Source organism: Bacillus sp. AP50, assembly GCF_040492675.1.
Classification (GTDB): Bacteria; Bacillota; Bacilli; order Bacillales; family Bacillaceae_G; genus Bacillus_A; species Bacillus_A cereus.
The window spans coordinates 1-12,795 of sequence record NZ_JBEUTW010000241.1 but is presented as its reverse complement, the minus strand read 5'-3'; the positions used below and the strand labels follow the sequence as shown (position 1 = coordinate 12,795).

Below are 12,795 nucleotides of genomic sequence, written 5' to 3'. Positions count from 1 at the left end.
GAATAAATGCTACAACAACTTGTTTACTCATAAACTCGTTTGGCTCACCATTTACATTCCAATGTACTGCCATACGATTTGGTAAATAGGGATAGAGAAATAGAGTAAGTAAAAGACAAGCGAAAAATATTCCAAGTACATACTTATATTTGATCAAGTGATTCTCACCTCTCTTTTCTCTTAACGGCTTCGCTTCTTTTAGAGAAATCCCTGCAAAAATCTACTTTTTTCAAGTTAAAACTTATACTTTACGCATTTTCTTTTTGAAATTCTTTTATTTTTTTATTTAACTTTGTAGGAAACGGCACATCAACTTCAATTGCTTCTTTCGTAATTGGATGCAAGAAATTTATCTTCATCGCATGCAATGCTTGACTGGACATATATTTTGTTTGTCCACCATATAATACATCCCCAACTAGTGGATTACCATTATGACTCATATGAACACGAATTTGATGTGTTCTACCCGTTTCTAATTGTAACGTTACGAAAGTCGTGTTTTGCTTCTTAAAATACTTTTCTACTTTATAATATGTGATAGCTTGGTCACCTTTTGGAGAAATACGACGCCTTGTAGCATGATGGCGATCCCTTCCGATAGCAGCATCAATCTTTCCTTGTTTCTTCTTTACTTTCCCTTCAACGAGCGCTGCGTACGTTCTTTTAATTTTTCTTTCCATTAATAGACGATCCATAATTGCACCAGCAATTCTATGCTTAGCAAACACGACACCACCTGTCGTATCTTTATCTAAACGATGAATATGACGCACCTTCGTCTCTAAACCTTGCATTTGAAAATGAAAAGCAACAAGATTTGCAAGCGTCCCGGTTCCACCTTTTTCAGCAGGGTGTGTGTCCATTTGCTCTGGTTTATTTACGACAAGTACGTGATCATCTTCGTATACTACATGTAATTCACCATATTCTGGATCTACACCGTACTCTTCCTCCGCAAACATATGGACTTGTAACTTATCGTTCTCTTTTAAAAGCTCATTCCATCTTCTTTGTTCCCCGTTAACCGTAACACCTTTTTCCATACGAAGCTGATGTAATAGCTTTTTCGGTATTTCCCATTCTACTTTTAATACCGATTCAATACTTATACCATTCCATTTAGCTGGAACGATAATTTCACACCATTCGCCCTTTTTCTTTGTTTCCATACTGTTTATCACCTTATTTCTATTGATTCTCTCATTGTAACGGAAAACACACTTTGATGCACTGTCAAAAATAGAGGACAGTCTTATAATAGACTGCCCCTCAAGCTCTAAGTCTTTTCATTTCTAATAATACTTCTTCAGCTTTTTGTTCATACGATAAATCTTTAAAAAAATCCGCCAACCTTTTATAATCATTGTAAGCATCTAATAAATCGTCCATCTTTTCTATTTTCATCACTTGTTGTTTTTGTTTCATTTTTACTGGATAGCGATAACCTGATACTTCTTGTATTTTGTAATACTCATCCTCTACTTGAACGACCTTTACAAGTTCTTCCTCTTCTGCATCCATCGTATACCCGTCAAATTCTCTAAGTAGTTCATAAATGATATGAGTCCATTCATCTTTTGGATAAAATCCTTTTTCTAACCGATAACCGACAATGCGATACATATGCCCATCGTTCTCGGCAAACTGTACTGTATCATTTAACTTAAACTTAAAATAACGAAACATTGCCTTCACCTACTTATTATGTAATGTTCTTATCACATACTATTTGCAAAATGTAGGCTTTGCTATTCATAAAAAATGCTCATCATATTGATGAGCATTTTTTATGATGCTTTTTCTCGTTTTTTTCGAAATGGTAACCACCAGTTCCAGTCTCCAAATAACTTCATTAAGCTTGGTACGAGCATAAGACGAATAATTGTTGCATCAAGAAATATTGCTAATGCAACGCCAAGACCCATCTGCTTTACTGGTAAAATATCAGTAAATGCGAATGCACCAGTTACAACAATCATTATTAAAGCAGCTGATGTAATGATTCTACTTGTTGAAACGAGCCCTTCTAACGTTGCTTGATCGTTATCTCCTGTTTCTTCATAGAGCTCATGAATACGTGAAATAAGAAATACTTCATAATCCATACTAAGCCCAAATACGAGGCCAAAAATGAAGATTGGTAAGACAAACAGAACCGGACTTGCTTCTAAACCGAAATGACCACCTTCAAATAACCAAACAACAATTCCAATGGTTGCACTTAAACTAAGTATATTCATAACAATTGCCTTAATTGGAATGAGTATAGATCGGAATGCAAATAATAATATAACAAAGGTCGATCCAAATATAACAGACATACCAATTACAACTTTATCTTTAATTTCATCTTCTAATTCTTGTTGAAACGTCGTCATTCCGCCTAGATAATACGTAACATCCGTTTCTTTATAGTTCTTTTTAAAGTCACGTACCCACTGTTTTGCAGTCTCTGTACGTGGTTTTGTTTTCAAAAAGATTTCTATCGTCGTCTTATTCCCTTGCGTGTATGCTTCAAATACAGGAGTTAGTTTCGCTGATTCTGGCGACTGCAATATTCCAACAACTTGATCTGCTTTCATTCCAGTTAACCCGTCGTATAAACTTCTTACTTCATGTACTTTCTTATCATCTTTTAACTTTCGAACGACTTCTTCTATCTTTTGTAGACTTTCTTTTTCTTTCATATCTTTTTTCGTCTCTACAACTAACGTAACATCAGCGTGTGTTTTGACAGTTTCATTAAATGATTCTTCATACTTTTCATATGCAATCCTTGTATCACTCTTTTCAGGTAAAGCTTCAACACCAGGGAACTGCAAATTCGCTGTACGTAATGGTAATAAGCAAATAACAATAAATGTTGTAACAACAATAATCATTGCAATTGGATGTTTCATCACAAATTGTGCAAATTTACGCCATGCTTTTGCCGGCGTATGTGCTACTTGATTCTTTTTTAATATTCTTTTACCTATTAACGATAATAGTGCTGGAAGAAGTGTGAGTGAGAATAAAATGCTCATAATGACAACAATCATTCCGCTAATCGCGACAGATTGAATATAATCTATCTTAAAGAAAAACAAACCGGATAACCCAACAAATACGCATAATCCTGAAAATACAATCGCACGTCCTGCCGTTTGATATGTAATTGCTATCGCTTCTTTTACCGTTCGTTTAGCAACTTCCTCTCGAAAACGGTTCACAAATAATAGCGCAAAATCAATAGATAATGCAAGTCCAATCATCGGCGCAACGTTTAACACGAAAATAGATAGTTCTTTATCAACACCGATGAAATACAATATCCCCATCGTACTAATAACACTAAGCGCCCCATTCAAAATCGGTAAAATTGATGCCAAAAGACTACCAAACGAAAATAGTAATACAAGAAACGCAATTGGTAATCCAATCATTTCTGCTACTTTTAAATCATTTTGCGTTCTTTCATTAATCTCTTGATTAATTTTCGGAAATCCTGTAGGTGTTACTTTTAATGCTACATTACTTTCTTTCTCAATCTCATCAGCAAATTGTAATGTCTTTTCCATTCTTTCTTTATTTGTTTTCCCGGAAAATAAAATTGTCGCATAACCGATGTCATCTTGTAGCATTTCTTTATTTTGGATTGGGTGATGGAAAGATTCATAGCTCTCTTTCTCTTGAACATTCTTTACAATTTCATCTATTCGCTTTTTAAATTCCTCATGCGAAGCATCTTTATTTTTCTCAAAAACGAGCAGTAGCGTATCTTGAGACTTCTTAAAATCTTGATCTAAAATTTCTTTTGTTTTTTGATAGTCGCCTTCCGTTTGGAAACCGTCACCACCTAATACTCCCGGTAACTTTGGAGCAAAAATCCCAAGTGCGATTGCGAGCAACAGTAACGCTACAATTACTGTATAACGAAACTGATACAAAAAGGCTCCTAACTTCCCCCACTTATCAACTTTATGTACGTTTGTCTTCACACATTTTCACCTACTTTAAATAATTCAATTGTCACTTATACTGTATCACATCTTGATATAAACAAAAAACGTCTGGAAAAACTATAATAATAGTTTTTCCAGACGTTTTTCTATCTCTCTTTATTAAGCCCTAATCTCTCAGTAAGTAAACGATGGTAGTAAATCGCGATAATTAACAAAATACCACCTACGCAGTAACCAGCTAAAATATCAGTTGGGTAATGTACATTTAAAATGACTCTACTTAATCCAATCGATAGAATTACTATACCCATCAAAATCGTTGTGACACATTTCCCAGCTACGCTTTTCAAATTAGCAGCAATGATATAAGTAAGAAATCCAAATGTCATAATCGATAGCATTGCATGTCCACTAGGAAAACTATATCCAAGTGCATCTAGCGCTTCATTTAATGACGGACGTTCTCTCTTTACAATCTCTTTTATCCCTTTATTCACAAGATGTGTTATTAAAATCCCCATTGGATATACAATCATCGCAGCATAATAACGCTTCTTCCAAAAAACAAGCAAACTTATAACGAGCGTAGTGACTATCCCAATTGCTGATCCCAATTTTGTAAAGTACGAGAAAAATATAAGAGAACTTTCCGTTTGTAGCCCTCTTACTAATCCACGGACATATGTATCCATCACTGTAACGCCACCTGCATGTACGCGCCAAGCAACAATACCAAATACAGCAAATAACAAACCGATACACATTACCTCATACTGATGTAACTTCTTCTTCAAACGATTTCCTCCTACTATGAAAAAATGCGATTTCTACTTTAGAAACCGCATTTCCTTACTTATTTACCTTTTGTTTTTAGCTCTGTCCAGTAACGATCATAGTCTTTTAACTTATCGTCTACATCAACAAGCCATTCTGTACGATCTAACTCTTCTTTCGTTAAGAAAATCATGTGATTATCACGGTATTCTTTACTATGAAGAGGATGAGCTTTTTCATTTGGATTACTGTAACCAATTGACTCGTAGTTTTTCACACTTACTTTTTCATCTAGTAAGTAGTTCATAAATTTCTCAGCAAGCTCTTTATGTTTTGCACCTTTTGGAATTGCTAACGTATCAGCCCAAATTGTGCCGCCTTCTTTCGGTACAACATATTCTACATCTTTATTATCTTTTGCGATAAATGCTGCATCTCCAGACCAAACTGTTCCGATCCAAGCATCTTCTGTAATGAATTTTTGTTTAATGTTATCTGTATCAAATGCTAATAAGTTTGGAAGCAGCTTCTTTAAATCATCTGCTGCTGTCTTTAATTGTGCATCGTCTTTCGTACTGTTTGAGAACCCGTGCTTCTTAAGACCCACTCCTAATACTTCACGAGAATCGTTCAGTAACGTTACATGTCCTTTATATTTCTCATTCCATAAGTCCGCCCAGCTTGTAGGTGCTTCTTTCACATACTTTTTATTGTATGCAATCCCTGTTACACCCCAAGTGTACACTAAAGAATATTTATTCTCTGGATCAAACGCAGGTGTTTTGAAATTAGAAACCATATTTTCGATATTCGGGATATTCTTTTTATCTAACGGCGCTAATAAGTCCATTTTCGCCATTGTTTTAACCATGTAATCAGACGGCTGGATTAAGTCATACTTTGCGCCACCAGCTTGTAATTTCGCAAGCATTTCTTCATTACTTGCGTACTTGTCATAGTTAATTTTCACATTATATTTCTTTTCAAAATCTTTTAGCACTTGCTCATCAAAATTGTCAGCCCAGCTATAAATATTTAATTCTTCTTTCTTTTCACCACAACCAGCAAGCACACCAGCAACAAGGCTAAAACTAATTGCTGCGCCAGCTATTCTTTTCATTAATTTCATCGGTTTATTACCCCCTTGTACTTTCTATATCGTTCGTATTATAAAGGAAGGTGTCCTCCAGAGTTTTCTTCACCATCTGCACCTTTATTCCGGAAGATTTCAGATAGAACCATTAATCCTACGATAGCAACAATTAAAATTGTAGAAAGAGCATTGATTTCTGGTGATACTCCGCGCTTAACCATACTGTAAATGTATAGTGGCAATGTTGTTGATCCTGGTCCTGATACGAAGAAACTAATTACAAAATCATCAATTGATAATGTGAATGTTAATAATGCTGCCGAAATAACTCCCGGTGCAATTGCTGGGAACGTTACATAACGAAACGTTTGCCAAGGCGTTGCTCCTAAATCATTTGCAGCTTCTTCTAAGTCACGTCCCATACTTGAAAGACGCGCAGCTAAAATAACAACAACAAACGAAATACTAAATGTAATATGTGCAATAATAATCGTTGTTTGTCCAAGTTCCATTCCTAACTGGCTGAAAAGAATTAGTAAAGATAATCCCATTAAAATATCAGGAATTAAAATTGGTAAATATACAAGGCCATTAATAGCCCCTTCAAAACGATATTTATAACGATGTAAAGCGATTGCAAAGAATACACCAAGTACCGTTGTCACAATCGTTGTTATAACTGCAATCGTAATACTATTTACAAATGCATCAATAACATCTTGTTTTTGAAATAAATCTGTATACCAATGGAATGTAAAACCTTCCCACTCCGCATTAATGCGAGAGTCGTTGAAAGAATAGACCATTAAAACCATCATTGGAAAATACAAGAATAACAAAATTAACCAAGAATAAGAAACTAAAAACTTCTTCATCTTTGCCTATTCCCCTCCGTTCTCATTATATTTATATACTTTCGTTGCACGATAATATAAGTAAATTAACAGAACAGAGAATAGAACAACGATAATCGATAACGCAGATCCAAACGGCCAGTCACGTGCACCTAAGAATTGATTTTGAATAACGTTTCCAATTAATGCTACTTTCGATCCGCCCATCACGTCTGATACAACAAACATTCCGATAGAAGAAACGAATACTAAAATAGAACCAGTCGCAATTCCTGACATCGTCATCGGCACTGTTATATTCCAAAATGCCTTTATTGGTGTTGCTCCTAAATCATAAGCCGCTTCTAGCTTACGCTTATCCAACTGCTCAATTGCTGCATACACTGGTAAAATCATAAATGGTAATAAAGAATAGACCATTCCGAGTATTACAGAAGGAGTATTATATAATAAATTTAACGGTTCACTAATAATGCCAAGCTTTAATAACAACGTATTCACAAGACCTTGTGAACGTAAAATAACAATCCATGCGTATGAACGAACAAGAAAGTTAATCCAAAACGGGATCGTTGCCAATAATAAAAGAATAGAGCGGTATTTGCGGTCAACAATTGTAATTGTATACGCAAACGGATAACCAATTAATAAACATATTACTGTTGTAATAACTGCAATTTTAACAGTTTCCCATAACGTTCCTAAGTATAATGGATCAAACACACGGGATATATTCTCCAGCGTAAATTGCATTTCTACTGTCCCGTAAGCTCCGCGCTGCATGAAGGCGAATCCTAATACGAATACGAGCGGGATTAGGAAGAAAATTAACAGCCACGCGACTGTAGGTAGTGCGAGTAATTTCCCTTTTTTCAATTTAAGGTCACCTCGTCCTCTTGCTCCCAGCCTACATATACATTATCTCCAATGCTCCACTGTGCTGCCTCTTCAGCAGTTTGATATGCCATTAGTAATTCTGATGTTTTCTCATCACGTACATAAAGCTTCTCCATATTTCCGACAAACTCGATATCTTCAATATGTCCAAGATGGTATTCTTTTAAAATTGACTCTTCAACCGAACGTACTTTTACATTTTCAGGGCGAATTGCTACATAGCCTTCCCCGTTTTTCACAATATTATTTTCACCGATGAATGTCGCAACGAACAATGTTTTCGGCTTATTGTAAATTTCTTTCGGTGTTCCGATTTGTTCGATATGTCCTTTATTCATAACTACAATACGATCGCTCATGCTCATTGCTTCTTCTTGATCGTGCGTTACGTATATGAACGTAATTCCTAAATTACGTTGTAAGTTTTTCAATTCACGTTGCAAGTCTTTTCGTAACTTAAAGTCAAGCGCTCCAAGTGGCTCATCTAATAGTAATACACGCGGATTATTTACAATCGCTCTTGCAATTGCAACACGCTGCTGTTGTCCACCAGAAAGCTTCGCAGGTTTACGATTACGGAACTCAAGTAACTGCGTTAAACGCATTGCCTCTTCAGCACGCTCTTTCTGCTCTGCTGCTGATACTTTCTGCATTTTCATACCAAAACAAATATTCTTCTCTACTGTCATATGTGGGAATAGTGCGTAATGTTGGAACACTAGGTTCATATGACGCTTATATGGCGGCAAATCGTTAATTCTTTCATCATCTAATAAAAGATTCCCTTTAGTTGGAGTTTCAAATCCTGCGATCATACGAAGTAACGTCGTTTTCCCGCAGCCACTCGGCCCTAAAATTGTTAAAAACTCTCCCTCTTTAATATCTAAAGAAAGAGGTGGGATAATCACTTGATTTCCAAAATGTTTTTCAACTGCTTCAACTTTAATAATCTTTTTCATTTTCCCGTCCTATCTACCTTAAATTTTAAATTTTTATATTCATGAATAAATATTTATGTTCTATAGACTATTTTTTGTTTCGATCCAAACAAAAATGGTTATTTAGCAAGCGTTCGTTTCTATTCTTTATGTAGTATGTTTGATTCATTTTCGCCTGATACATAACGTCGAACAGAAAAACCCCTTCCATTGCGAAGGGGCTATTATCATACGGCTACGCCTACTGATAAACACCATCATCATTTTAACAACTTTCGTATGAATTTTAAAGCACTTTTTGTAGAAGAGTAACGAATTTTCATGTCGAATGCTGTAGATTGGGCTAAAATGCTTTTATAATGTGAAAAAGTCCGAAAACTTTCTTTCCCATGATAACCCCCTAATCCACTACTTCCAACACCCCCAAAAGGTAAATATGGCGTAGCAAGGTGATAGACAACATCATTAATACAGCCTCCACCATATGAAATATTACTCGTCACTTTCTTTTGTACTTCTTTATCTTCAGAAAATACATATAACGCTAACGGCTTCGGATGTTGCTGGATTGTGCCAATTACATTTTCTATATTGTCGTACTCTATGATTGGTAAAATCGGACCAAAAATTTCATCTTCCATAACAGCATCTTGCCATGTAATATCCGCTAGTACTGTCGGTTCAATATGTAAAGTATCTTTCTCATAGTTTCCACCAATTACGACTTGACCATCTTGTAAGAATCCACATAATCGTTCAAAATGACGCTCACTTACAATACGCACGTAATTTTCATTTTGTAAAGGTTCTTTACTATACTGCTCTGTAATTTCATGTCGCAGTGCCTCAATTAGCTTTTCTTTCACGGAAGAATGCACGTACATATAATCAGGCGCTACACACGTCTGCCCTGCATTTAAAAACTTACCCCAAACAATTCTTCTTGCTGTCATCTCTATCTTTGCATCTTTATGTACAATACAAGGACTTTTCCCGCCAAGTTCTAAAGTGAGCGGCGTCAACTGTTTCGCTGCTGCTTCCATTACAACTTTTCCAACGCCAACACTACCAGTAAAGAAAATATAATCAAACGGTTCCTTCAGCAAAGATGTACTCTCTTCAACGCCACCTTCTACTACCGCTACAAGCTCTTCTGGGAATAATTCATCTAACATTCTCTTAAGCACTTTTGAAACGCTTGGCGTTAACTCTGACGGCTTTAAAACGATTGTATTTCCAGCTGCCAGTGCTCCTACAAGTGGTGCAATTGCTAATTGAAAAGGATAGTTCCACGGTGCAATAATAAGCGTCACACCATACGGTTCTGGCACTACTTTTCCTTTTGATCCAAAATGAGTAAGTGCTGTTCGAACTCGTTTCGGTTTACTCCACGATGACATATGTTTCAATTGAAAGGAAATTTCTTTTAATACATATCCAACTTCCGTTGTAAACGACTCGTGAACTGACTTATTTAAATCTAATTTCAATGCCTGAAATATTTCTTCTTCAAAACGCTGAATGCCTTCATAAAGCTTCTTCAAATTATTCTTTCTCATTTCGATGCTTCTCGTATGCCCTTTTAAAAAATATTCCTTTTGCCTACTTACAATAGAGGAAATACTCATTCACTCACCTTCTCCCACTATTTTTATCCAATTCTTTCATTATTTATATAAACTTCATATATAACAAATTTCTATTCTTAAGGTTACATTATATATGACTTTTTCAGCTATATAAAATTCATTGCTCACAAAAAAACTACCGAAAGAAAATCTCTCGGTAGTTTTACAGTATTAACGATATAAACGAACAGCACCTGCAGAATTATCATCAGCTTGTCCTACTACTTCAAATTTCAAACCAAGCTTCGGTAAAATACGTCCTGCATCTGGAATCTGTTGATTAATATACGTTTTAGAATCATCAAACTTCGGTACGCCTGCTAAGCCATCATACGTAAATGTTCCACGCGTTGGAGATACGACTTTCCAAGCTGGCGTTTTGTCAAATGAAAACGCTGCATCAGCGATTTGGAATCGTGTACTACTCTTAACTGTTGGTTTACCATTTAAAGTACCAACAATTGCTTCTGGATGAGAATCAACTACACCAAGGAAACCGTGTCCTGGATGTACACCAACCCAGTTATCTGTATAAGCTGAATCTGCATACCATACAACCATACCAGTGTTAAATACTGGACCGCGAGCAAATTTCAACGCGTTATCTGCCCCAGCATAGTTTCTCCACTCAACATAGTAGTTATGTTTTTTCTTCTCTGTTCCGTTAGATACAACGAAACCATCTAATTTTAATTGTGGTGTACCTTCTGCGTCATCAGAGAATACTACTTTACCATCTACTGTTAATGAAGCATTATCAAGAGCGAATCCATTTAATGCTAAACCACCATCAGTAATGTAATCAAATGTTAATTTTACTTTCTTGCCTTTGAATTGACTTAAATCATATGATTTGTCAATCCATTTTCCATTTGTCGAATCTGCATTTCCACTATTTGCTTTCTCACCAAGTCTTTCAATTAACGTTTGTTTACCATCTTCTGTTACAGCGTGTACTTCAAGGAAATCATAACCTGCTTCAATCTCATATAATGACTTGAAATCAAATTTTGCATTCGTTGCATTCGTTAAATCGAACAACGGTGTTTCCATCTTCGTATGAAGATCGTCACCTTTTGTGCTGTAGTAATACTGTTTTCCAAATGCTGGCTCAATTGTTTTAACATCTTTATCTGGTAAGTTAACACGGATCATACCTGGTCTTGCTGATTTCGTAACACTTTGATCCAAATATGTCGCTAGACCGATACCTTTATTTAATTTCTCGTAATCTACTTCTACGATATTTGCCCAGTTACCACCGATTGTTTTTTGGAAAAACTCTTTATTTTGTGGTGAGAAACTCGTTGGCGTCGTTCCAGCGATTTTACCAGCCCAGCTTCCACCACTCATAATAGACCAAGCTTCAATCGGCTCACCTTGACCACTATATTGTGTATCATACTCATCTGGAAGACCTAAATCGTGACCATATTCATGTGCGAATACACCAACTGCTCCATCTTCTGGTTCAATTGTGTAGTCGAATGCTGCCATCTTTCCACCCCAATATGGTACTTTCGCTTGTGTACCTTCAATTGGGAATGGCTTTGGTCCAACTGTCCAACGGTGCGACCAAATTGCATCATCACCTAATTTACCACCGCCAGCTTCTTGTCCAACACCCGCATGAATAATCATTAAGTGATCGATTAAACCGTCTGGTTGATTTTTATTTCCATCACCATTTACATCGTATTGATCAAATTGGTCGAACTCTGATAAATCAATACCACTATCTACAGCTGCTTTTAATGCATCTTTTACTAAATCACGTGGCCCTTTTGGTCCTTTATTATCATGGCCGCCGCTAGCAGCATCTGCACCGTAATCAGCAGCTTTACCAGGAACTGTTAACCATTTTGTAACTGTTCCGTCTACAGTATAACTACCACCAGATTGCTCTTCGTAATATTGTTTAAACGTTTCAATTTTACTTCCATCATCTAATGTGAATGGCTCGTTGCCGAATAACATTTTTTCATAGTGTTCTTTATTAAAATCGTTAGAATACATATATCCAGGCTCTTTGTCGATATTATTATGTTTAAAGTCAGCGTACTCTACAAGTAAAACGAGTACTTTGTCTTTACGAACTTCACCGTTATAGTCTTTTTGTTTCGCTGGAGAAGTTGGTACTTTACCATTTAGACCGCCTTTAACTGGGCCTGTTGCTGCAGGTGTGCCTGTTGCTGGTTGATTTAATTTTTCTTTCGTGTCTGCTTTCGCATCTTTCACTTTCTTTAAAAAGTCGGATGCATCTTTCGTAAGTTGGTCCCCATTCGCTGCTTCTTTCCCAGGATTTTCACCCTTTTTGTTCTCTACATACTTTTCGACTGCTTTCTTTGTTTCTGTCTCTGAAGCCTTCGAATCAATTACCCCACGTTTTTTTAATGCATCTGCTAAACGTTCTTCCGGAATTAAATGATCATCAACTGGGCTCGTAGCTGTTTTATTCACAGGCGTTTCAGCATATGCAGATTGAGTGCCAGCTCCGAATGAAAGGCCTAATACAGCTGTCAATGCGATTGATGACAAAACTTTGAACGGTTTCTTGTTCATCCCTTATTTCCTCCCCTAATAAATAATATGTATTACAAATTGAATTTTATTAAAAATTCAATATTTTTTCAATATTTAGTCATATTATGTAATGTTTTTAAT

At 36.1% G+C, this 12,795-nt stretch carries 11 protein-coding genes; all 11 read right to left on the bottom strand.

The features are described from left to right. Nucleotides 1–157, bottom strand: a 157-nt coding sequence (locus tag ABWK52_RS18030; RefSeq protein WP_353772053.1) for a DUF1648 domain-containing protein, incomplete at its 3' end; no start/stop codon positions are given. Nucleotides 158–248: 91 nt separating this feature from the next. Beyond that, on the bottom strand, nt 249–1,172 hold the full coding sequence (locus ABWK52_RS18025; protein ID WP_098020718.1) for an RluA family pseudouridine synthase: 924 nt from the start codon (nt 1,170–1,172) through the stop codon (nt 249–251). Nucleotides 1,173–1,272: 100 nt separating this feature from the next. Next, nucleotides 1,273–1,689, bottom strand: coding sequence for a hypothetical protein (locus ABWK52_RS18020; protein WP_000490301.1), 417 nt, complete (start codon nt 1,687–1,689; stop codon nt 1,273–1,275). Between the two features lie 101 nt (nt 1,690–1,790). Then, nucleotides 1,791–3,983 (bottom strand): MMPL family transporter, encoded by a 2,193-nt coding sequence (locus tag ABWK52_RS18015; protein ID WP_098005797.1) that lies wholly within the window; start codon nt 3,981–3,983, stop codon nt 1,791–1,793. Between the two features lie 110 nt (nt 3,984–4,093). After that, nucleotides 4,094–4,741 carry a phosphatase PAP2 family protein gene (locus ABWK52_RS18010; RefSeq protein WP_000727790.1) on the bottom strand — a complete coding sequence of 216 codons (648 nt, stop codon included), beginning with the start codon at nt 4,739–4,741 and terminating at the stop codon, nt 4,094–4,096. Nucleotides 4,742–4,800: 59 nt separating this feature from the next. After that, entirely contained in the window at nt 4,801–5,850 is a 1,050-nt protein-coding gene (gene potD / locus ABWK52_RS18005; RefSeq protein WP_000772485.1) for a spermidine/putrescine ABC transporter substrate-binding protein PotD, read from the bottom strand. A 38-nt stretch (nt 5,851–5,888) separates the two neighbouring features. Then, a complete protein-coding gene (gene potC, locus ABWK52_RS18000; protein WP_000714192.1) occupies nt 5,889–6,689 on the bottom strand; it encodes a spermidine/putrescine ABC transporter permease PotC in 801 nt (266 codons plus the stop codon). A gap of 6 nt (nt 6,690–6,695) precedes the next feature. Beyond that, nucleotides 6,696–7,544, bottom strand: a complete 849-nt coding sequence (gene potB, locus ABWK52_RS17995; RefSeq protein ID WP_000715500.1) for a spermidine/putrescine ABC transporter permease PotB — start codon at nt 7,542–7,544, stop codon at nt 6,696–6,698. Then, a complete protein-coding gene (gene potA / locus ABWK52_RS17990) occupies nt 7,541–8,524 on the bottom strand; it encodes a spermidine/putrescine ABC transporter ATP-binding protein PotA (protein WP_000720336.1) in 984 nt (327 codons plus the stop codon). The genes potB and potA overlap by 4 nt, the downstream gene beginning before the upstream one ends. Nucleotides 8,525–8,763: 239 nt before the next feature. Continuing rightward, nucleotides 8,764–10,131, bottom strand: a complete 1,368-nt coding sequence (locus tag ABWK52_RS17985) for an aldehyde dehydrogenase (RefSeq protein ID WP_000028382.1) — start codon at nt 10,129–10,131, stop codon at nt 8,764–8,766. 171 nt (nt 10,132–10,302) lie between these two features. Further along, complete coding sequence (gene inhA1, locus ABWK52_RS17980; RefSeq protein WP_001035943.1) at nt 10,303–12,693, bottom strand: M6 family metalloprotease immune inhibitor InhA1; 2,391 nt, start codon at nt 12,691–12,693, stop codon at nt 10,303–10,305. Nucleotides 12,694–12,795: the final 102 nt, after the last annotated feature.

Coding starts and splice junctions, on each gene's coding strand:
- potC (WP_000714192.1), bottom strand. CDS start 6,689: ATGAAGAAGTTTTTAGTTTCTTATTCTTGGTTAATTTTGTTATTCTTG.
- ABWK52_RS18020 (WP_000490301.1), bottom strand. CDS start 1,689: ATGTTTCGTTATTTTAAGTTTAAGTTAAATGATACAGTACAGTTTGCC.
- ABWK52_RS18025 (WP_098020718.1), bottom strand. CDS start 1,172: ATGGAAACAAAGAAAAAGGGCGAATGGTGTGAAATTATCGTTCCAGCT.
- inhA1 (WP_001035943.1), bottom strand. CDS start 12,693: ATGAACAAGAAACCGTTCAAAGTTTTGTCATCAATCGCATTGACAGCT.
- potD (WP_000772485.1), bottom strand. CDS start 5,850: ATGAAATTAATGAAAAGAATAGCTGGCGCAGCAATTAGTTTTAGCCTT.
- ABWK52_RS17985 (WP_000028382.1), bottom strand. CDS start 10,131: ATGAGTATTTCCTCTATTGTAAGTAGGCAAAAGGAATATTTTTTAAAA.
- potA (WP_000720336.1), bottom strand. CDS start 8,524: ATGAAAAAGATTATTAAAGTTGAAGCAGTTGAAAAACATTTTGGAAAT.